Genomic DNA, 21,033 nt, shown 5'->3' on the forward strand with positions numbered 1-21,033 from the left:
TTTGGTAAAACAGCAAGACGCAAGTAAAGCACACACCCTCATCACACCGAGACCCGTGGCGCCGGCGATTAACTTAGCCCAAGCTGAGCGCATAGAGGTTATAGAGTTTGCTATACTATAGACTCTTATGATAAAGACACCACAACGATGAACCTTAAAAAACTACCGATAGGCATCCAAACCTTTAGTGAAATCCGCGAGGATGATTACGTTTATGTCGATAAGACAGGGATTGCCTATGAATTATTGCAAAACTATAAGTATGTTTTTCTAAGCCGACCCAGACGCTTTGGTAAGTCACTATTTCTGGATACTCTGCGCAATATTTTTGAAGCCAATAAATCCCTGTTTAGCGGTTTAGCGATAGAAAACCAATGGAATTGGGATGTGTGCTATCCGGTGATTCGAATCAGTTTTGCGCAAGGCAAGATAGAGAGTCGTCAGCAGTTGGATGAATCTATTTTACGTATACTCAAAGAAAACCAACATTATCTAGGCATTGAATGCGAAGAAAAAACCAGTGTCGCCGGTTGTTTCAGCGAACTGATTCGCAAAGCGCATGAAAAATACAACCAAAAAGTCGTGGTGCTGGTTGATGAATACGACAAACCGATTCTGGATAACATCACCAACACGCCCCTTGCTCAAGAAATCCGTGATGGCTTGGTTAACTTTTACAGCGTGATTAAAGGCAGTGATGAGTTTTTACGGTTTGCGTTTTTAACCGGTGTGAGCAAGTTTACTAAAACGTCGATTTTCAGCGGGCTAAACAACATCACCGACATCTCACTCGATAAACCCTATGGCGATATCTGTGGTTACAGCCAAAACGATGTCGAAACCACCTTTGCACCTTATCTCGAAGGTGTGGACATGGATAAGCTCAAACAATGGTACAACGGTTACAACTTCCTAGGCAGTCGAATGTACAACCCGTTTGACATCCTCAAGTTTATTGCCAAGGAACATACCTACTCCAACTACTGGTTTGAAAGCGGCACACCCACCTTTTTAATCGAACTGATTAAAAAACAGCAGTATTTCCTGCCCAACCTCGCCAACCTGCGGGTAGATGAAAAACTACTCAATAGTTTTGACATTGAAAACCTCGACCTAGAAGTCATTCTGTATCAAAGCGGCTATCTCACCATCGATAGAGTCGAAACCTTGGGGGTTCAGACGCTTTATTACTTAAAACTGCCGAATCTAGAAGTTAAAGCTTCGTTAAATGATTACATTTTAAAACTGTTTAACGCCAGCCAAGCTAATAAAACAGACATACAGGTCAATCTACAAACCGCCTTGATGGAAAATAACCTCGATAGCCTCAAACAGGCACTCGTTAGCATCTTCGCCAGCATTCCCTACAACAATTTCATCAAAAACGACATGCAAAACTATGAAGGATTTTACGCCAGTGTTATCTATGTCTATTTACAAAGTTTGGGGCTGAACATTATCGGTGAAGATGTGACCAATAAAGGGCGGATTGATTTAACCATCAAAATGGACAAGACCATTTACATCCTAGAGTTTAAAGTGGATGCGACCGACAAAACTAATGCCCTGCAGCAAATAAAAGACAAAGACTATGCCAGCAAGTATCTCGACCAGCAAAAACCTATTTATCTGATGGGTATTCACTTTGACCCTAACGCAAAAAATCTATCCGGATTTGAATGGGAGAGGCTGGGCGTCGATTGATGCCGTCGCCTGACCTAGTTGCGATAACGCCTGCTCAAGCGTCGAGCTCGGCACGGCCAAGTTGATTCGCATAAAGCCGCGTCCACTTTCGCCATAGGACAGCCCGTCGTTAAGTCCAAGTTTAGCCTGATCAATCAGCCAGGTTTTCAATGCCTGATGATCCGCAAACATCGCCCGGAAATCTAACCAGACTAAATAAGACGCTTGCGGACGCATAAGCTTAACCAGCGGTAAATGTTCGCCAAGAAACGCATCAAGCCGATTAATATTATCGGTGAAATGATTCAACAGCACATCACGCCAGGCCTTGCCCTGTTCGTAATAGGCGGCTTGCAAGGCAACTAAGGCCATCAGGTTTAAATCCTCAATTTTCACCCGAGCACAGGCGTCTTGCAGCGCGGATTTATGCTGCGGATTAGCCGCGATGGCATAGCCAATTTGTAGCCCCGCGAGGTTAAAGGTTTTGCCCGGTGAACTTAGGGTTAGTGTTTGCTGGGCAATGTCGGCAGATAGACTGGCCATCGGGGTATGTTGATAAGGCGAGTAAACCAAGTCCGAGTGAATTTCATCGGATACGATAATCACCTGATAACGCAAACAGAGTTCGGCCAAGCGCCGCAACTCGTCTCGGCGCCAAACGCGGCCGGATGGATTATGCGGATTGCAAAACAACAACAACTTAATCGGATGCTGTTGAATGGCCAGCTCAACCGCCACCCAATCTATTTGATACTGCTGGTCGATTAACACCAAGGGCGCGCTCACCAGTTGGCGTTGATTTAATATCACGGCCTTGGCAAACGGTGGATAAATCGGCGGCATAATCAACACCGCATCGTTAGGGTGGGTTAAGGCCTGCACCGATAGAAACAAGCCATTGGCGACGTTGTGGGTAAACAGGATTTGCGACGCGCTCACCTGATAACCGTGCTGAGCCTGCCAATCACACACTGCCTTATACACGCTCGGTGGCGTTAAGGTATAACCTAAAATTGGATGCACCAAGCGTTCACGCAATGCGTCAAGAATAAACGGTGGGGTCGGCAAATCCATGTCCGCCACCCACATAGGCAACACATCTTCCGCGCCAAACAAGGCTTGGCGCAAGTCATATTTTTCCGCCCAAGTATTTAAGCGAGAAATCGGCTGGTTCAGCTCGATTGCATTTTGGCCGATTGCGTCTTCCTTTAGCTCTTTTTCCATAGCGTAACCTGACTAATATGATGCCCAAAACGGCGGGCGGTTTCTGGCACCAGCATCTCAATAGCTTGGGGCGTACCTATGCGCTCAAAGTCGCTACTCAGCAAGCCATTCAAGGTTTCAAGCGTGGTCACATTTTCGCCGGATTGCGCGTCTTTATAGCCACCTAACCACTGGGTTTTGCTAGTATATTGTTCGCGCCAATCATAGGTCGAACCCAGCATCAATAGCCCGCCTGCATTCAAACGATGGGCAATATCCTCAATAAACTTTTTCGGCTCATACAGCCGCTCAATCACATTCATCGCCAACAGCATATCGTAACCGCTAAAAATTGGCTTTAGGTTACTCGGGTCTTGTTGCATAAAACGACAACGCTCAGCCGCCTTCTCCAGCCCAGCATCCGCGAGTCGGTATTCCTTAAAATCCATAATCTCGCCTTCTAAGGGCAGGGTCGCCAACAAGGATCCGGTTTGCTGCATCCGATTCGCAGCATTGATAAAACGCGCTGAAAAATCCAGCCCCAATACCTCATCAAAGTGCTTGCCAAGCTCAAAACAGCCGCGCCCAACGGAGCAGCCAACCTCAAGCACTTTTAAATGATCGCGCGCCGCCAAGTCCTTATCCTGTTGCGCCCAGTCGATGGCTAAACGCGCATAGGTTTGCGCAAAGTTTGCCAGACCAAACGGATTAGTGCCATAATGAAACTCACAGGCTTGGGCGACAGCGGGATCGGTTTCATAGCTAGCAAATTCGGTTTGCACTGGCGCATCCGATTCGATATAACGAAAACCCGCATGTTGAAAAAAGTGACGACGGAACGCATAACGCGAATGGCCGTTAATCTCATTACCGGTTGAAATCCAGCTACCGCCCTTAAAAATATTATGTTTATTATCAAAGGTTGGGGTGGTGAAATCATCATACAAAGGATGAACCTTAAAACCATCAAACGGATAGATCGGTGTCATTGTCCACTGCCAAACATTGCCGACCACATCATAAAAGCCCTTCATTTCACACTGATCGATCGGCACCGACGAGGCGTACTGCTGCAAATTAATATTTGCCAAGGCTTGATAATTCAACGCATCGGTTTGATCACGAAGCCGCAAGTATTCGTCTTCAGAAGGCAGGCGAATCGGTTTACCGGTTTGCTTGGCTTTCCAGCGGCAAAACGCTGCGGCTTCAAGATAATTAACCTCGACGGGCCAATTCCATGGCATAGGGACTTCTTCGGTCATGCAACGTAACCACCAGGCCTGGTGGTTGTTTTGCGTTTTTAGCAGCCAAAAGCTCGGATGCTTGATAGGGCTAAACTGACGCCAGCGCTCACCCTCTTCGTCCCAATAGGCTGCGTTATCGTAACCACCGGCTTCAACAAAGGCTAAAAACTCGCCGTTGGAGACTAAAAATTTTGACGCCTTAAAGCCCTGCACTTGCGCACGATGAGAACCGTATTCATTATCCCAGCCATAAAATTTAGCGGGATCTTGGTGCTGAATGTCAACCAGGCCTGGTTGTACAGCAAGCAATTTGTTCTCTTTCGGCGCCTCACCCCGCTCAGGGCAAATAGCAAACAAATCGGATGATTGTACAAAAGCCAAATCCAGCTGGCGAATCAGTACCGACGAGGTTTCAAGGTGAATGCGCTCATGCTCAATCCCCATCATCACTGGCCACATAGGGCTTTGCCAATCAATCGGCAGGCTAAAGCTCAGCGTATCAATCAATTGATTCACCGCGGCACGCACTTGCTGGCGGTAAACACGCACTTCATCAACCGCCGGCCACGCATAATGCGCCTCGTTTAAATCATCCCACGACATTTCATCGACCCCAATCGCACACATGGACTCGATTTTCGGATTAATGCGCTGGGGCAATAACTTGGCTAACACCAGCTTATTGGTGAAAAAAGTGGCGGTATGACCGAAATAAAAAATCAGTGGATGGCGCAAAGAGCAGGGCCGCTCATAATAGGCTTGATCGTTCGCCAAGCAGTCAAATAGCGCTTCATAGGCATCACAGGTGGTATTAAAATAACGCTTAATTTCTGCGCGCTTAGCTTCAACTTCACCTTGAGTCAATAAAATATTTTGCGTTATTAAGTCGGCTTTTTGCATCTCTATTCCTTTTAAATAGAATTTTTAATGACCGTCATTATACATCACCTATACAATAATGAAATAACCAATATAAGTATCAGCCCCACAGGGTCAAAAACAAGCCGTCCAAATGGTATTTTTAGGCATGGCTTTTAGCTTTGAATACTCAACCTGATTAAGGTTAATAAGTGTTTTATCAAGCGAGTATGTCCGTGAGATTAATTTAGCCAGTTTTTTATCACTCAGACTGAGCGCAAGGGTTAAAGCCATTAAACTTTGCAATGCATAATTCGCTGGATTATGTTTAACATCAAACAAATAGCCCTTACCCCCTAAAGCACGCAACTCAAAATGATTGTTATTGTCAAAATCTAAAAAGTTAATACTGTAATTTTTTTTAAGCACACGCTTAAAAATAAACGCCCAATCCTCTGGCTGATAGTCAAAAAGTTGGCTCACAATGTCGCGGGTAAACTTTCGAGACTTAAAGCCTAAAAGACGCTGCTGATCTAAACAATAAACCACGGATAAAGGAGATATTCGCCCACAACCTTCAGTAGAAAAATGTAGATGAAAGCCAATATCATCGCCATCTTTGGCATCAAACTGTTTGAGTTTTTGAGCAAACGCCCTGAGATAATAGATGGAAGACAAGGGATCTAACTTAGGACTGACCAACTCATAACTTTGCAGGCCTGCTGGTGGACAGCCAGTTTTTTCAGCTATCAGGTAAAAGTTTTGCCCATCTGTTTTAGCTACCTGATCAAGACTCACCAACAAAACCTGATCTCGAGGCAAAAGCTGATCAATCGATTGCGCAAACAAACTTATCTGCTCAGGCGCAAGATAAAACTCGATTTCAAAACCAACGACCCATTTTTGGCTAATTTGGTCGAATTGCTTGGCAAAGTTTGCATACACCTTCTGCAAGCGCTTAGCAAAACTTTTGTGGCTCAACTCACCTTCATAACGCTCGAACTCGGTAATGTGTTGCTGATCAGATGTCCAGTGCTTACTGGCCGCGATCACGGTTTGAAGTTTTTTATTCATAGTCTTCCCATTAGCTTAAGTCCAATGATCTGGCATTATAGACCCTTAAGGTAAGATATGAAAAAAAACATAAATGTGTAAGATTATACGGCTTTTGGCTTACCGAAATAATAACCTTGAAACCCAGTCGCGCCGGCTTGCTTGGCTGCTTCAAACTGTGAAGGGGTTTCAATGCCCTCCATAACCAGTTTATAGCCCGCCTGACGAATCATCGATGCCGTTGATTGAATAATACCCCGTGTTTTACTATCCAACTCCAAAGCCTGAGTTAAGGTCATATCAAACTTAATAATATCTACCGGCATATTGGCCAAATAGCGAATTGAAGAATAACCATTGCCAAAATCATCTAGCGCTACTTTAAAACCTAAAGCCCTAAGCGATTTAAGTTTGGCCGTGACTAAATCCATATTAGTAATCAAGGTGGTTTCAGTGACCTCAATAATAATTCTATAGGTCTGGGTATAGGCGGCCAATCGCTCTAGGGCAACCTGCAAATCCAATTGCATCAAGGATTGCGATGAAAAATTTAACGAAATACCTGTTCTCTCCGCCACTTTTCCTGCTTTAAACAGTTGGTTAATCGCCTCAATAACTTGTAGGTCAAGCTCACACTCCAAATGCCGGTGATTAACCACATCAAAAATCTCATTCGGAAAGATTAAACAGTCCTGTTGACGAATACGCACGAGGGCTTCATAGTAGATCACCTCCTGATCCACCGACACAATCGGCTGCAAATGCATTTCAATGCCTTCACCGGTTCTTAAGGCTGACATAATCATGCCCACTCGCTCATTTGAAACCAGCGTTTTACCCGCTGACTCCTCATCAGCGGCAAAAAGCTGCACCTTGTCATGCAGTGAGTGCTTGGCTTTATATAACGCAATATCCGCATGCTTATGCAGCTTTTGTACCGTATCTTGATGTGTGGACAGACTGACCCCTACACTAAAGTGGACTCGCTCATTGATTCCCAACTCACTGAACGGCATGGCTTTTAAATGCGCCAAACAGTTTATAGCCATCTGCCTTAAACGATCCGGTTCAGTATCAAGCAAAATAACAGAAAACTCATCGCCCCCAATTCTAAATACCTGCGTGGATGGCGGTAGACACTCAACCAACGCCCTTGCCGTTAAGTTAATCACCTTATCACCGACAAGATGTCCATAAGAGTCATTAATAGCTTTAAAATAATCACAATCAAATAACATAAAACCTACACAGCCTGAATCGGCTGAAAACACTTTGCTTAAACCATGCATCGCTTCATCAAAGGCGCGACGATTAGGCAAACCTGATAAAGAATCTGTTCGTGATTGCAAATAAGCCTGCTGGCGCTGAGCTTCAATCTTTTGTTGTGCTTCAACTAATGCTTGATTGTAACTCGCCAGCGAATTTTTTAAGTCCTCAAACTCACTCACCATATAGTTGGCTTTAGGCTCCACCACCTGATTGGGTTGCGTTTTAAGCTCCGCTAAATAAGCTGACAAGCCAACCAATGGGCGCACTAAACTATAGCGGAAAAACACCATAAACAAGATTGCGACCAATACCGCATACAGCAAAATGTATCGAATAAAATCCTGGATTAATGCCCATAAAAAATTATCCACCGGACTGGCAAGTAACTGAAAGTCGATAAACCTATCCGGATGGGTTAATAATGCGTCCAAGCTAACAAAAGCCTTATTTAAATCCGCCTCTAAACCAGGCCTGGTGGTTAAACTCGCTCGTTCAATGTATTTAAATTGCGCATCTTGACGCAACCAACCAATCAGATTCAAATTCAGCCCCAGGTAACCCAAGGTTGTAGCGGTCTGCCGCTGCGATACTTCTGCAAAAAGCCGATAATTAAGTGCAGACTCTTCCAAGCTAAAACTAGCTAAGTCTGCAGGAACTTGTTGAGGTAAAAACGGAGATAACGGGGCGTTAGGCCCTTTTTGGAAAAGTTGATCGCCTTGGGCGTTATAGATCTCAAGCTCATTAAAATAAGCTCGCCAATGGTGGGATACCTTAACGCGTTCATCGCGCCAAAAAAAGTAATAACGTGGCTGGCTGAGCTGTTGATGCACCTCATCCCAGTTTTTTAATCGGCTAATGTCTTGATCACCAAGTGCAATAAAGCTTTTAATTTCATTGACCAACTCCTGCTGGGCTGCCTGATGTAACTGCTGCTCCGTTTGCAACTTAATGGTTTGCGCACTTTGATAAAGATACCAAAACATAAACAAATAAGCCCCTAAAGAGGCCGACAAAAATAGCAGCATATGCCATTTGGCCTTTATAGGTTTTAACTGACCAAGTAGTTTCACTGAGCTAACTCGCTTTGGAAATTATTCATAATTCCAATGAGGTGGTCTTGCAAGTCGAATTCATGCATACTCGAAAAAAAGTGATTGGCACCCTCAACGCTATGAACCTCAACGCCGGCATCAGCCAGCTCATCTAACCAATGGTGTCCTGCTTGCTGTAAAATCTCATCCTCAGTACCCATAATCGCATGAACTGGCACACCCACAAACTGTAAGTGTGTCAGGTTTTGTTGGCGCGTTAATTGATGATACGACAAAAAACTTTCGGGAGTAGCAAAGTAGTTTTCTTTACAAAATAGAAAACTAAAATGGCCAGGCCGTGGTGTCCCTGATAACAACATGTGGCGCGCACGCGACAAGTCACTTGGGCGGGTTCCTATATCAACACCATTAAAGTAAAACATGCTGGTTAAAACCAGCAGTTCTACAGAAGGATGTGGTTCCGTAGCCTGACTAAACAGCAAATCTTGGCTGCCGCTTGAATGACCTAGTAAGACAATACGCTCATAGCCCTGTGCAACTAACCAATCAATCCACGCACTAATTTCAGCCCGACTATCTTCAAGAGTATGAGTATGTAAACTATCGCACTTCAACGAGTCTTGACGGCCACTGATACCGTAACTTATGTTCGGGCTCAGGGTCGTTAAGCCTTGGTCATTAAGCGCTTGCACCATGCTGCGAACAGTATGAAATTGATTGGTGGTTAAAAAACCATGCTTAACCAAAACCGCAATACGTTTATTACTTTCAACTGGCTGATCATATTCAGCCTGAAGAAAAACCCCAGGGGTGAGCTCAAGACTGACTGTTTGCGCCCAAGCGGACTGCCAAAAGATAACAACCAGCCCAAACCCTAAGTAGAGCTTAAATTTCTGGTATAAAAAATAGGGTTTTTTCATGGCAGCGAGTCTTAAAAAATAGATTATTTTAGCTACAAAAGCATACTTGAATTCGCATATTAAGTGCAATCTCATTTAAGCCGCTAATAAATCAACCGCTTTTCCTAAAAACAGCTCAACAGGTTGCTTTCCTTCTCGTGTTTTTCGGGGGCGAGTGTTGAGCCGGTACATAACAAAATCTATTTGCTCTTGGGTAACTTCATTAAAGTCGGTTCCCTTTGGGAAATACTGGCGGATGAGGCCGTTGGTGTTTTCATTTATGCCTCTTTCCCAAGATGAGTAAGGGTGTGCAAAGTAGATCTTTGCGTTTAATTCTTTTGCCATACGTTCGTGGTCGGCAAATTCTAAACCATTGTCATAGGTTATGGTATGAATCTGCTCGGCCATAGGCTTGAGAACTTTTATGGCTCTATCTGCAAGGTCACTGGCATTCTTGCCCATAAGCTTGACGATAATTGTATAGAGCGTTTTTCTTTCAACCAATGTATAAATCGCGCTTTTTCGGTCTTTGCCGATAATGGTGTCACCTTCCCAGTCGCCAATTCGGCTTTTTTCATCGACAATCTCTGGGCGCTCGTCAATGCTAACCGCATTCTTGATTCTTCCACGTCGATCATAACTTCCATAGCGCCTTTCTATGCGTTTTGTGTAAATGCCTAAGGTGTTGATACAGTGTGCCTTGTTGCTTTTTATCGGCCAGAACCATGCGATAGATTGTTTCATGATGCAACCTTACAATGTCGTTTTTTTCAAGGTAGAAACAGACCTGATCTGGACTAAGCTCCTGTTGAATTAATATCTTCACCTTGTCCTTAATGGCCTCTGTGAGCTTAATGGCTTTTAGGGCAGCACCTCTTCGTTCTACACTAAATTGATTGGCCTGCTTAGGCCGGTATCCTCGCATCCCTGTATTGCGCTTTATTTCGCGCCCAATGGTTGAGGGGTGACGTTCTAAGTGCGAAGCAATTTCTTTTTGTGACAAGCCTATTTTCAAATAGGCTTGTATTTGGTATCGTTCATCAATGGTCAACTGTTTATAGTTCATTGCAATTTCCTGTGGTAAGAAAATTAGCATTCTATTTCAGTTGGCCTTTTTTCTTACAAGTTAATTGCACTTGTTATGCGAATTCAAGATAGCTTAATTTAGCGATAGCTATTATCAAAAATAAGAATACCCAAATAGACAATACTTATAATAAACACAAACCATACAATAGACTTTATTTCACGCCTCACCAACCTAAAACACGGCAAGCGCAGCAAACAGACTATGATTTGGTACTGCATGGATATGCAAATGCCAAAAATCAATGGCTTATTAGCAACCCGTTTTATCCGTGCGCTCAGCCATCACCAGGCCTGGTGATCTTATTCTTTCCCCAGTGCTTTGCTAGGTTTTGCTAGAATAACACTTGTTTATTATTTCACTCAAAAGGACCCTCCCATGCCACTACTTGACAGCTTTCGCGTTGACCACACGATTATGCCCGCCCCCGCCGTGCGTGTTGCCAAAACCATGACCACCCCCAAAGGCGACACCATCACCGTGTTTGATTTACGTTTTTGCAAGCCGAATGAAGAAATCATGGGCGAGCGTGGCATCCACACCCTTGAACATTTATTTGCTGGTTTTATTCGCCAGCACCTTAATAGCCATGATGTTGAAATTATTGACGTCTCGCCAATGGGTTGTCGCACCGGATTTTATATGAGCCTGATTGGCACACCAGATGAAAAACGCGTGGGCGAGGCTTGGAAAAAAGCCATGAGCGATGTGCTTGAGGTTAAAAGCGAACAAGACATTCCGGAACTCAATCTTTACCAATGCGGCACCTGCGATCTGCATTCGCTAGACGAAGCCAAGCAAATCGCACAAGCTATCCTCGACAAGGGTGTCGGTGTGATGCATAACGAAGATATGTTATTAGCCGATGACAAACTGCGTCAACTTGGTAATGCGCTATGACCCTAGCGATTATCGCCGCAATGGAAGAAGAGGTGATTCTTCTGCGTGAGAAAATTCAAAACCTCACCACCCAAACGCTTGCTGGGTTTGAGTTTTACCAAGGGCAAATCAATCAACAGCAGGTCGTATTGCTTCGTTCTGGCATTGGCAAGGTGAATGCGGCGATGAGTACCAGCATTCTGATTGATCGCTTTGCGCCCAGCGCTGTCATCAACACCGGCTCAGCGGGTGGTTTTCATACTGATCTTGAGGTAGGCGACATCGTGATTAGTCGCTCAGTTTGCCATCATGATGTCGATGTCACCCCATTTGGCTATGCGCTCGGTCAAGTTCCCGGCCTGCCATCCTGCTTTATCCCCGATGCGGGATTGATTAAAAAAGCCCAAGCCGCTATAGAGGCGCTGGGTGAGGTGGCGCATATGCACGGACTGATTGCCACCGGTGATCGATTTATGCACCTGCCTGACGATGTGACCACCACCCGCGAAAAATTCCCCGAGATGATTGCCTGCGAAATGGAAGCGGCGGCGGTGGCGCAAGTTTGCCATCAATTTGGCACACCGTTTGTGGTGATTCGCGCGTTATCGGATATTGCGGGCAAAGAAAATGTGCTGGCGTTTGATGCGTTTTTAGCCCAGGCCGCCGACCATTCCACCCGCGTGGTGGTCGAAATGATTAAACAATTTGACAAGGAGCCGCTATGAGCCGTATTGGAACCCCTTTCTCCGCCACCGCCACCCGCGTCATGCTTTGCGGTGCGGGCGAGCTAGGCAAAGAAGTCGTGATTGAACTGCAACGTTTAGGCGTTGAAGTGATTGCGGTTGATCGCTACCCCAATGCCCCAGCGATGCAGGTTGCCGACCGCAGCCATGTGATCAATATGCTCGATGGCGCGGCGTTAGCTGCGTTGATTGAGCAAGAAAAACCCCATTACATCGTGCCTGAAATTGAAGCGATTGCCACCGACACCCTAGCCGAACTCGAAACCAAAGGCTTTAAGGTAATTCCCAGCGCCCGCGCCACCCAACTCACGATGAACCGTGAAGGCATCCGTCGTTTAGCGGCCGAAACCCTCGGTTTAAAAACCTCCGCCTATCGGTTTGCTGCAACAGAAGGTGAGTTTAATCAAGCGGTAGAAGAGATAGGTTTACCCTGTGTCGTCAAGCCGATTATGAGCTCATCCGGCAAAGGCCAAAGCACCATCAAAACGCCAGAGCAAATCAACCAGGCCTGGTTGTATGCACAAGAAGGTGGCCGCGCCGGCAAAGGCAAAGTGATTATTGAAGGCTTTGTCGATTTTGATTATGAAATTACCCTGCTAACGATTCGTCACAAAGACGCTACAAGCTTCTGCGCGCCGATTGGTCATATTCAAATTGATGGCGATTACCGCGAATCTTGGCAGCCCCACCCGATGTCGGCTAACGCCTTGAGCGAGGCGCAACGCATGGCGGAGCGGGTGACCACTGAGCTAGGCGGCTGGGGTCTGTTTGGGGTTGAGCTGTTTATTAAAGGCGACGAGGTGATATTCAGCGAAGTCTCACCGCGTCCGCATGATACCGGTTTGGTGACCTTGATTTCACAAGACCTGTCTGAATTTGCATTGCATGTACGTGCGATTTTAGGCCTGCCAATCCCCAACATTGTACAACACGGTCCCTGCGCCTCCAGCGTTATTTTGCCGGAAGGTCATTCAACCCAAACCTGTTTTGAGGGGTTAGATATCGCCCTCGCCCAGCCAGATACCCAACTACGCTTGTTTGGCAAACCCGAAATAGCCGGTCGCCGTCGAATGGGCGTGGCTTTAGCGCGTGGCGAAACCCTTGAAATAGCAAGAGAAAAAGCCAAAAATGCATCATCTTCTGTCAAGGTAACCTTTTAGCTTCAAACGGATGGCATAGTTTCTGCTTAATTCCTTGTGCTTTAAACACCTCAAGATAGAGGTGCCTAGCCATAACGCTAACACACAAGGAATTATTTTATGAACGCAATGCTGCATACTCAAGCGCATGCCATTGAAGGTGCGCTACTTCAAGAATACAACCGCCAGCCTGATGTAGAAAAAGTCTTGGCGGACAATCCACGAAAAACGGTTTTGATGCTGCTGCAAGGTGCTGTAGACAAGGCGATTCTTGCCCGTGTTTGCCACGACAGCCATTCTTTGGTTGAAAAAGGTTTTCACCTAGGTCGCATTACCACCATTATTGATGCCTTACGCGACCGCTTGTACCTAAGCGATCAAACACCGCTTGCCTACGACTTAGAAGCGCTGTACCAATATGCCGATCAGTGTATCCAAGATGCGGTATATGAAAAAGCGACTGAACAGTTGGATAATGCAATTGAAATCATGACCGAGTTACGCGATGCATGGTTTGAAATGCTAAAAGCCAGTGGTGAGCTTGAACAAAATCAATAACATTGATTTAACTGTTTCCGAACAACTGTCTCCGAACCCTCTAGTGCGTGGAGACAGGTCGCTCTAAATCAGCTTAGACACCTATCCGCCTCCAAGATTTGCTATACTTCGCCCAATACATCCAGTCATCAAGGTTACCCATGTCTCAAACACCTACTGCTCCGATTATTTTGGTTGATGGTTCGTCTTATTTATTTCGTGCATTTCATGCGATGCCGCCGCTGACGAATGCCGCTGGGCATCCAACGGGGGCGATTTATGGCGTAACCAATATGATTGGCAAGCTACTGGAAACCTATCAGCCAGAGCACATGGCGGTGGTGTTTGATGCCAAGGGCAAGACCTTTCGCAATGAGCTTTTTCCTGAATACAAAGCCCATCGCCCGCCGATGCCGGATGAGTTACGGGTTCAAATTGAGCCGATTCACCAGATTGTTAAGGCGCTCGGATTACCCTTATTGGTGATTGAGGGGGTGGAAGCCGATGATGTGATTGGCACGCTGGCGGTGCAAGCGACGCAAGCGCAACGCGATGCGCTGATTTCGACCGGCGACAAGGACATGGCGCAGCTGGTGAATGCACATATTACGCTGATTAACACCATGACCGATACCCTAATGACACCGGATAAGGTGGTGGAAAAGTTTGGGATTCGCCCAGATCAAATCATCGACTATTTGGCGCTGATGGGCGATAGCTCGGACAACATCCCCGGCATTCCAAAATGTGGCCCGAAAACCGCAGTGAAATGGCTGGACGCTTATGGCAATATTGATAACCTGATCGCGCATGCCGATGAAATCAAGGGCAAGATTGGTGAAACCCTACGCGAACATATTGCGCATTTGGCGCTGTCGCGCCAGCTGACCACGATTCGAACAGATTGCGATTTACCGATCAATCTGCCTGATTTAGTCCGCCGTGAGGCCGATATCGATGCACTCAGGCGCTTGTTTAGCGAGTATGAATTTAAAAACTGGCTCAAACAGCTTGAACAAGCTCAATTGCCTTTTAGTAAACAGGTGAATCACCATGCCAGGCCTGGTGCTAACAACCCGCAAAAAAATCGAGTAAAACCCGCTGAAACACCACCATACCCAAAGGGCACGACGGGCCTGGCTGTAAAAACATTAGAATCCGCTGACTATCAAACGATTCTAACCCAGGCCGATTTTGATTTGTGGCTCCAAAAACTCACCCAGGCTGAACACTTTGCTATCGACACCGAAACCACCTCACTGGATTCGATGCAAGCGCAATTAGTTGGACTTAGCTTTGCGCTTGAGCAGGGGGGTAAAATTCAAGCCGCTTATCTGCCCCTGCGCCATGATTATGAAGACGCACCGAGCCAACTGGGTTTTGATGCCACACTCGCTGAGCTGAAACCGTTACTCGAATCAACCAAGCCGCAAAAAGTTGGGCAAAATCTAAAATACGATTGGCACGTTTTTCACAATCACGGCATTGTTTTACAAGGCATCGCGTTTGACACCATGCTCGAATCCTATGTGCTCAATTCGGTTGCCAGCCGTCACAATATGGACGATTTGGCCGAGTTTTATCTGCAAAAAACCACCATTAAATTTGCCGACCTTGCCGGTAAAGGCAAAAACCAAAAAACCTTTAACCAAATTGAGCTGGAGCAGGCCACGCCTTACGCCGCCGAAGATGCTGATATTACGTTGCAACTGCATCACGCCTTGCACCCCAAGCTAACCCAACAACCAGGCCTGGTAGCGGTATTAAACGAAATTGAAATGCCGTTATTGCCGATTTTAGCCAAAATGGAACGCCACGGCATGTTAATCGACAAGGATCTGCTGAAGATTCAAAGCGCTGAGTTGGCCGAAAAAATTACCGCCCTCGAAGAAGAAGCCTATCGCCTTGCGGGGCAGCAATTTAACCTTGGCTCCCCCAAGCAACTGCAAGAAATCTTGTTTGAAAAACTGGGTTTACCGGTGATTAAAAAGACCCCGAAAGGCGTGCCCTCGACCGCCGAACCCGTGCTCGCTGAACTTGCGCAGCAAGGTCACGAGCTGCCCAAAGTCATTACCCAACACCGCAGCTTAGCCAAGCTTAAATCGACATATACCGATGCGCTACCCAAGCAAATCAACCCACAAACCGGGCGGGTTCACACCTCTTATCAGCAGGCCGTGGCATCAACCGGGCGCTTATCGTCTACTGATCCTAACCTACAAAATATTCCGATTCGCACCGCCGAAGGGCGGCGTATTCGCCAAGCGTTTATCGCCAGGCCTGGTTATAAACTGGTCGCCGCTGACTATTCACAAATCGAGTTGCGCATTATGGCGCATTTAAGCCAAGATGCCGGCCTGGTAGCAGCGTTTGCGCAAGGCAAGGATATTCACCAAGCTACGGCGGCAGAAATTTTTGATATGCCGCTGGCCGATGTCACCACCGAACAGCGCCGTAGCGCCAAAGCGGTCAACTTTGGTTTAATTTATGGCATGTCGGCGTTTGGCTTGGCTAACCAGCTGGGGATAGATCGCGGCCTGGCACAAGCTTATATTGACCGTTATTTTGAGCGCTATCCCGGGGTCAAAACCTATATGAACACCACCAAAGCCGATGCCCAGTATTATGGTTATGTGGAAACCCTTGCTGGGCGACGCTTTTATCTGCCGGATATCAAAGCGCGTGGTCCACGCAAGCAGCACGCCGAACGCACCGCCATTAACGCCCCGATGCAGGGTAGCGCCGCTGATATTATTAAAAAAGCGATGATAACCCTAGATCAGTGGATCGACCAAAGTGGCTTGGATATTCGGATGCTGATGCAGGTACACGATGAATTGGTTTTTGAAGTTAAAACCGAACAACTTAAACAGCTCAAGCCGCAGATTAAGCGCATAATGGAAAGCGCGATGACGCTGAATGTGCCCTTAATTGTTGAAATCGGTGAAGGCGATAATTGGGATCAGGCGCATTAAAAAACGGCTCTAGAGCCGTTTGTTTTTTAACAGGTTATATTCACAACGCGCTATTAAGCACGACGGAACAATTCAACTAGATCCTGACGAAGATCAACACGACCTATTTCTTCAAGGCTAAACTCTGTGCCCTCAAGCGTTACTTTTTGCAATGCGGCTTGGCTATTAGGAAGATCCAACGTTATGGTCGCTAAATTGGTCTTAGCTAAATACTGCGCAACTTTGGCGTTCTTTTTAACAATCTCGCTTGGCTGATTTTGTGCCCAGGTGACTACATGGAACACAACCGTGCCTTGGTAGTTTGCTTCAGCAAGAGCCGCTAATGTAAGCTCAAGCATTGCAACGTTATCATCGCGCTTAAATTCGCCGCCAAAAGCTAAATAAACGGCTTCTTGATCCATAATACGCGCTACGGCCGCTTTGATATCTTCCGCTGTTGCAACAGACTCATAAACAAATCCCGCATCAGCTTTCTTAGCTAAATACCCACCACCAATACCACCGGCTAAGGTGCCACAAACGCGTGAACGGTTACTAATGATACCAAGATTACTAACATTCATCGCGCCTTGCATTGCTTGACCAACGGTTGTACCTGCCATGATACGAATCGTTTGCATTTCACCTGCCGTTAAGGGTTGCTTAGCGTCAGCATAAGCGGCTAAAGGTACCATACCTATTACACTAGCCATTACAGCGCTTAATAAAGTCTTTTTCACGTATATCTCCTAGGTTAATAAAACTCATTTATATTGTAATAGAATTCTTGAATGGTGATTGTGCTTAAATCATGAATTATGAAGTAGCTAAAGTGTTTGTTATAAGCTACTTCTGCTAATAAACTTTTTGACCAGGCACATTTTTATAGCGCTTATAAGACCATTGGTACTGACTCGGACAAATACTTAATGCCCGCTCAACTCCCTGATTCAAAGCCTTCGCTGCAACAAACTCATCACCACTACTCACTTCATCCAAAGCAGGCATAACATGAATCCGGTAACCTTCTGCACCGGCTAGGCGTTCAGCAAAGGTATAAAAAACCGGACACTGTGCCTTTTGTGCTAATTTTGCCACCAGCAACATAGTATTGGCGGGCTGATTAAAAAACGGTGCAATCACCCCACCACTGGCACCAGGGTCTTGATCGGGTAAAATGCCGACGATTTGCTGATTTTTAAGGGCGCGACGTAAAGCCTTTACGCCACTCATGTCGGTCGGCACTAAATGTGCACCGGCACGCTCACGCACCGTGCGCATAAAAGTTTCAATTGACGCCATACGCGGCGGCCGATACAGGCTAGTAATACCATACTGAACCGACCAATACCAACCCATTAACTCCCAAGCGCCCAAATGTGGCGACAACACAATAACCCCACGCCCTTGCGCCAAACCTGCCTCAAGTTGCGCTAAACCGCGCACCTCTTTTATCAAAGGTAAGAGTTTTTGTTTGGGCCACAACCACAAAGGGCCTAGCTCAGTCACCGTTTTGCCCAACTGAGCTAAACTCTTTTTAGCCAGGTCATCGCGCGCGGCGCGGCTTAAATCGGGATAGGCAATCGCTAGGTTAGTCTGGGTTGTCCGCTTAGTCGAATTAGGCAGCTGCCATAGCAACCAACCTAAAGCACGACCCAGCCGCCGATTCAACGTGAAGGGTAACTTGGCAAAAACCCAAATTATTCCCTTAAAGAATGCACCAGCGATCGGATGCTGTGCACTTGAAGCCAAAGTTTTACTCATAATCATCCCCCGTCACCAGGCTAGCTAGTCCGGCATGGTTATCATCACTAATCAGCGGTTGCATTGCTGTCCATAAATTTGCATACAGATGTTTATTGGTTTTTTCCTGCTCTAACAACAATTCTTTAAATTGCTGGCGCGCCTGCGGCTTGGCAAAACAAGCCGGACAGTTATCAGCAATCACTGGCAGAGCGGCTGCCTTAGCAAAATCACGCGTTTGGTTTTCGCGCACCCTAACAAACGGCCGGATAATCCGAATATCGCCCTCATTGTTTAAATAATGGGCTTTCATGGTACGCAACTGACCCGCATTAAACGCCGACATCATAAAACTTTCTGCCAGGTCGTCGAGATGCTGGCCCAAGGCCAACACGTTATAGCCCTCGCGCCGACAAACGCTATAAAGCTTGCCACGCTTATGACGCGAACAAAAGCTACAAAACGAATCGCCTTTCATATATTGATTGGCTAGAGCTACCAAGTCTTCGGACTCATAAAAATAAGCAACACCTAAACTCGCCACAAAATCTTTTAATGGCGATGGATCAAAACCTGGGATTTGCGGGTCAATAGTACAGGCCGCCAACTCAAAACGAATCGGCGCATGCCGCTGCAAATGCTTAAGCACCATCAATAAAGCCAGCGAATCCTTACCGCCAGACAAGCCGAGTAACACCCGATCACCCTCGCGCAACATCTTAAACTGCGCCATCGCCCGCCCCACCATCTGCAAAATCTTCTTCGGCGGCTTAACCGGTTTTTGTTTCATCACTTCAACATCCATCACAACCCCATCACCAGGCCTGGTAGTTTTTGATACAAAATAAACAAGCTCATTAATACTAAAAACACCGCAAAAAATTGGCGCAGTTTTTGTTGGTCGAATTTGTGGCTAATTTTATGCCCCAGCCAGCCGCCTAAAATACCGATCAAACTAAACTTGATAATAATCGGCCAATCCAAGGCTAAATCCTGCGCAGCCAGCACATCTAAGTACACCACAAAACCAACCAGTGACTTCAATACAATAATCACTAAACTGGTGCCCACCGCGAGACGCATCGACAGACCACCAAGTAAAATCAGCGCGGGAATTATTAAAAATCCACCACCAACACCCACCAGACCTGTCAAGGCACCGACCATCAAACCATCGGCCACAATCTTATAATTAGCGCGCCCCTTCGGCGGCGCATTTAAGTCAATCGGCTTAAACATTAAATAAGCCGCGCTTAACATCAGCGCGGCAAAAATCAACATTTGCACCATTGAATCAATAAAATGTGCCAGCCAAGCACCGCCCGCCGCCCCAATAAGGCCGGGTATGCCAAACCAGCCGACCATCCGCCAATCAATGGTTTTCTGGCGCGCATAGGGCCACGCGGCAAAAATCGAAATCAACGCCACAATCATCAACGAGCCGGCCATCGCGACTTTGGGGTCTTGACCGACTAAATACACCAAAACCGGGACGGTTAAAATCGAACCACCTGAACCCAACAAGCCCAACGTCACACCAATAATCAGCGCACCGACCCAAGCTAGAATCATAAGGCTTTCCGGGTCAGCCAAACACCCGACTCAAGGTGGTGACTATAGGGAAATTGGTCAAACAGCGCCGCAGCGCGTAATTCATGGGTTTGTAATAACACACTCAAATCGCGCGCAAGGGTTTCAGGGTTACAGGAGATATACAAAATATGCGGATACTGCGCTGCCATTTTACGGGTTAGGTCATCAAGCCCTGAGCGCGGTGGGTCAACAAAAATGGTTTGAAAATCATGGGCGGCTAAATCTACGTCCGCCATCCGATTAAACGCTTGGCCTTGCATCGCAAGCGACACCTCTTGTGCCGCCATTTTGACCACGGTGACATTTTCAATCTGATTCGCCTGTAAATTAAACTGCGCGGATTTAACCGAGGACTTTGAAATCTCGGTGGCCAACACCTGCTTAAAAATATCCGCTAGCGCAATTGAAAAATGACCATTCCCGCAATAAAGCTCCAGCAAATCGCTCGGTGCTTGCGCCACAATTTGACGACTTTGCGCGCGCGCCCAACTGAGCATATTTTGCGCCATCTGCGCATTTGGTTGGGTAAAGCTATTTTCAACCTGCTGAAACCACCAGGCCTGGTGGTCGGCTTCTAACCGCTCGATAACAAAATCCTGATCAAGCACAATTTTCTGCTTGCGACTGCGCCCAATAATATGATTAATCGGTAAACAATCACGCAGGGTTTGCGCCGCTGGCAACCAGGCCTGGTCAGCCAACTTTTTACGGTAAATCAGTGTAACCAGCATTTCGCCGCTCAAGGTAGCGAGAAAATCTATCTCAAATAAACCGTTTTTTAAAATCTCGTTTTCGCTAATTTTCGCTAACAAGGGTTGCATTAAACCATCAATCGGCTCACAGGCCATCGGGCAGGCACTAATTTCAACGGGTTGCTTGGGGTTAGCCGGATCAAACATCGCATAAAACAAACGCGCCGGCGTATGCCAAATCCGAAACTCCGCCCGTTGGCGATAATGGGTGGGCGGCGAGCCAAACACCTCTAAACAACCGGCCACTTGTGGAATCAGCGCGGTTAAACGCTGCTGCTTCTCATCTAACTGTTGTTGATAATCCTGTGGAAAAACCTGACAAAGCACCGACACGACCTCAAACAT

At 46.5% G+C, this 21,033-nt stretch carries 16 protein-coding genes and 1 pseudogene; 6 read left to right on the top strand and 11 right to left on the bottom strand.

Annotated elements, in window-relative coordinates; genetic code table 11:
* The first annotated feature begins 147 nt into the window (after positions 1 to 147).
* Entirely contained in the window at positions 148 to 1,704 is a 1,557-nt protein-coding gene (locus P8S55_RS03570) for a PD-(D/E)XK nuclease domain-containing ATP-binding protein (RefSeq protein ID WP_289224911.1), read from the top strand.
* Here P8S55_RS03570 and P8S55_RS03575 read toward each other — a convergent pair.
* The 6 genes and pseudogenes from P8S55_RS03575 to P8S55_RS03600 form a co-directional block, all read right to left on the bottom strand.
* Positions 1,666 to 2,907 (bottom strand): PatB family C-S lyase, encoded by a 1,242-nt coding sequence (locus P8S55_RS03575; protein ID WP_289224912.1) that lies wholly within the window; start codon positions 2,905 to 2,907, stop codon positions 1,666 to 1,668. The genes P8S55_RS03570 and P8S55_RS03575 overlap by 39 nt on opposite strands.
* Complete coding sequence (ovoA, locus tag P8S55_RS03580) at positions 2,892 to 5,030, bottom strand: 5-histidylcysteine sulfoxide synthase (RefSeq protein WP_289224913.1); 2,139 nt, start codon at positions 5,028 to 5,030, stop codon at positions 2,892 to 2,894. Before ovoA ends, P8S55_RS03575 begins: the two co-directional genes overlap by 16 nt.
* Before the next feature lie 93 nt (positions 5,031 to 5,123).
* Positions 5,124 to 6,062, bottom strand: a complete 939-nt coding sequence (locus tag P8S55_RS03585) for a hypothetical protein (protein ID WP_289224914.1) — start codon at positions 6,060 to 6,062, stop codon at positions 5,124 to 5,126.
* Positions 6,063 to 6,145: 83 nt separating this feature from the next.
* A complete protein-coding gene (locus P8S55_RS03590; RefSeq protein ID WP_289224915.1) occupies positions 6,146 to 8,293 on the bottom strand; it encodes a bifunctional diguanylate cyclase/phosphodiesterase in 2,148 nt (715 codons plus the stop codon).
* Positions 8,294 to 8,376: 83 nt separating this feature from the next.
* On the bottom strand, positions 8,377 to 9,282 hold the full coding sequence (locus P8S55_RS03595; RefSeq protein WP_289224916.1) for an alpha/beta hydrolase: 906 nt from the start codon (positions 9,280 to 9,282) through the stop codon (positions 8,377 to 8,379).
* A 75-nt stretch (positions 9,283 to 9,357) separates the two neighbouring features.
* A pseudogene (locus P8S55_RS03600) lies at positions 9,358 to 10,327 on the bottom strand (IS30 family transposase).
* Positions 10,328 to 10,726: 399 nt separating this feature from the next.
* Between P8S55_RS03600 and luxS the strand changes: the two are divergent.
* From luxS to polA, 5 genes are all read left to right on the top strand, one after another.
* The gene (luxS, locus tag P8S55_RS03605) at positions 10,727 to 11,248 is read left to right on the top strand and encodes an S-ribosylhomocysteine lyase (protein WP_289224917.1); all 522 of its coding nucleotides are present in this window, start codon (positions 10,727 to 10,729) and stop codon (positions 11,246 to 11,248) included.
* Positions 11,245 to 11,952 (top strand): 5'-methylthioadenosine/S-adenosylhomocysteine nucleosidase, encoded by a 708-nt coding sequence (mtnN, locus tag P8S55_RS03610; RefSeq protein ID WP_289224918.1) that lies wholly within the window; start codon positions 11,245 to 11,247, stop codon positions 11,950 to 11,952. The genes luxS and mtnN overlap by 4 nt, the downstream gene beginning before the upstream one ends.
* Positions 11,949 to 13,130 (top strand): formate-dependent phosphoribosylglycinamide formyltransferase, encoded by a 1,182-nt coding sequence (gene purT, locus P8S55_RS03615; protein ID WP_289224919.1) that lies wholly within the window; start codon positions 11,949 to 11,951, stop codon positions 13,128 to 13,130. The genes mtnN and purT overlap by 4 nt, the downstream gene beginning before the upstream one ends.
* A 99-nt stretch (positions 13,131 to 13,229) precedes the next feature.
* Positions 13,230 to 13,667 (top strand): flagellar export chaperone FliS, encoded by a 438-nt coding sequence (locus P8S55_RS03620; protein WP_289224920.1) that lies wholly within the window; start codon positions 13,230 to 13,232, stop codon positions 13,665 to 13,667.
* Positions 13,668 to 13,807: 140 nt separating this feature from the next.
* Positions 13,808 to 16,621: a DNA polymerase I gene (polA, locus tag P8S55_RS03625; RefSeq protein WP_289224921.1), complete on the top strand. Its 2,814-nt coding sequence runs from the start codon at positions 13,808 to 13,810 to the stop codon at positions 16,619 to 16,621.
* A 53-nt stretch (positions 16,622 to 16,674) separates the two neighbouring features.
* Here the strand turns inward: polA and P8S55_RS03630 are convergent, their stop codons facing one another.
* The 5 genes from P8S55_RS03630 to trmA form a co-directional block, all read right to left on the bottom strand.
* On the bottom strand, positions 16,675 to 17,340 hold the full coding sequence (locus P8S55_RS03630; protein ID WP_289224922.1) for a hypothetical protein: 666 nt from the start codon (positions 17,338 to 17,340) through the stop codon (positions 16,675 to 16,677).
* 115 nt (positions 17,341 to 17,455) lie between these two features.
* Positions 17,456 to 18,364, bottom strand: a complete 909-nt coding sequence (locus tag P8S55_RS03635) for a lysophospholipid acyltransferase family protein (protein WP_289224923.1) — start codon at positions 18,362 to 18,364, stop codon at positions 17,456 to 17,458.
* Entirely contained in the window at positions 18,357 to 19,133 is a 777-nt protein-coding gene (locus tag P8S55_RS03640; protein WP_289225305.1) for a tRNA 2-thiocytidine biosynthesis TtcA family protein, read from the bottom strand. The genes P8S55_RS03635 and P8S55_RS03640 overlap by 8 nt, the downstream gene beginning before the upstream one ends.
* A gap of 14 nt (positions 19,134 to 19,147) precedes the next feature.
* Positions 19,148 to 19,915 (bottom strand): sulfite exporter TauE/SafE family protein, encoded by a 768-nt coding sequence (locus tag P8S55_RS03645; protein WP_289224924.1) that lies wholly within the window; start codon positions 19,913 to 19,915, stop codon positions 19,148 to 19,150.
* Complete coding sequence (gene trmA / locus P8S55_RS03650; protein ID WP_289224925.1) at positions 19,912 to 21,033, bottom strand: tRNA (uridine(54)-C5)-methyltransferase TrmA; 1,122 nt, start codon at positions 21,031 to 21,033, stop codon at positions 19,912 to 19,914. Before trmA ends, P8S55_RS03645 begins: the two co-directional genes overlap by 4 nt.

The sequence above is a fragment of the Thiomicrospira sp. R3 genome (genome assembly GCF_029581415.1).
Classification (GTDB): domain Bacteria; phylum Pseudomonadota; class Gammaproteobacteria; order Thiomicrospirales; family Thiomicrospiraceae; genus Thiomicrospira.

Bases quoted from the DNA above. Each gene is read 5' to 3' on its own strand.
- P8S55_RS03570 (WP_289224911.1), top strand. From the start codon at position 148: ATGAACCTTAAAAAACTACCGATAGGCATCCAAACCTTTAGTGAAATC.
- P8S55_RS03575 (WP_289224912.1), bottom strand. From the start codon at position 2,907: ATGGAAAAAGAGCTAAAGGAAGACGCAATCGGCCAAAATGCAATCGAG.
- ovoA (WP_289224913.1), bottom strand. From the start codon at position 5,030: ATGCAAAAAGCCGACTTAATAACGCAAAATATTTTATTGACTCAAGGT.
- P8S55_RS03585 (WP_289224914.1), bottom strand. From the start codon at position 6,062: ATGAATAAAAAACTTCAAACCGTGATCGCGGCCAGTAAGCACTGGACA.
- P8S55_RS03590 (WP_289224915.1), bottom strand. From the start codon at position 8,293: ATGTTTTGGTATCTTTATCAAAGTGCGCAAACCATTAAGTTGCAAACG.
- P8S55_RS03595 (WP_289224916.1), bottom strand. From the start codon at position 9,282: ATGAAAAAACCCTATTTTTTATACCAGAAATTTAAGCTCTACTTAGGG.
- luxS (WP_289224917.1), top strand. From the start codon at position 10,727: ATGCCACTACTTGACAGCTTTCGCGTTGACCACACGATTATGCCCGCC.
- mtnN (WP_289224918.1), top strand. From the start codon at position 11,245: ATGACCCTAGCGATTATCGCCGCAATGGAAGAAGAGGTGATTCTTCTG.
- purT (WP_289224919.1), top strand. From the start codon at position 11,949: ATGAGCCGTATTGGAACCCCTTTCTCCGCCACCGCCACCCGCGTCATG.
- P8S55_RS03620 (WP_289224920.1), top strand. From the start codon at position 13,230: ATGAACGCAATGCTGCATACTCAAGCGCATGCCATTGAAGGTGCGCTA.
- polA (WP_289224921.1), top strand. From the start codon at position 13,808: ATGTCTCAAACACCTACTGCTCCGATTATTTTGGTTGATGGTTCGTCT.
- P8S55_RS03635 (WP_289224923.1), bottom strand. From the start codon at position 18,364: ATGAGTAAAACTTTGGCTTCAAGTGCACAGCATCCGATCGCTGGTGCA.
- P8S55_RS03640 (WP_289225305.1), bottom strand. From the start codon at position 19,133: ATGAAACAAAAACCGGTTAAGCCGCCGAAGAAGATTTTGCAGATGGTG.
- P8S55_RS03645 (WP_289224924.1), bottom strand. From the start codon at position 19,915: ATGATTCTAGCTTGGGTCGGTGCGCTGATTATTGGTGTGACGTTGGGC.
- trmA (WP_289224925.1), bottom strand. From the start codon at position 21,033: ATGTTTGAGGTCGTGTCGGTGCTTTGTCAGGTTTTTCCACAGGATTAT.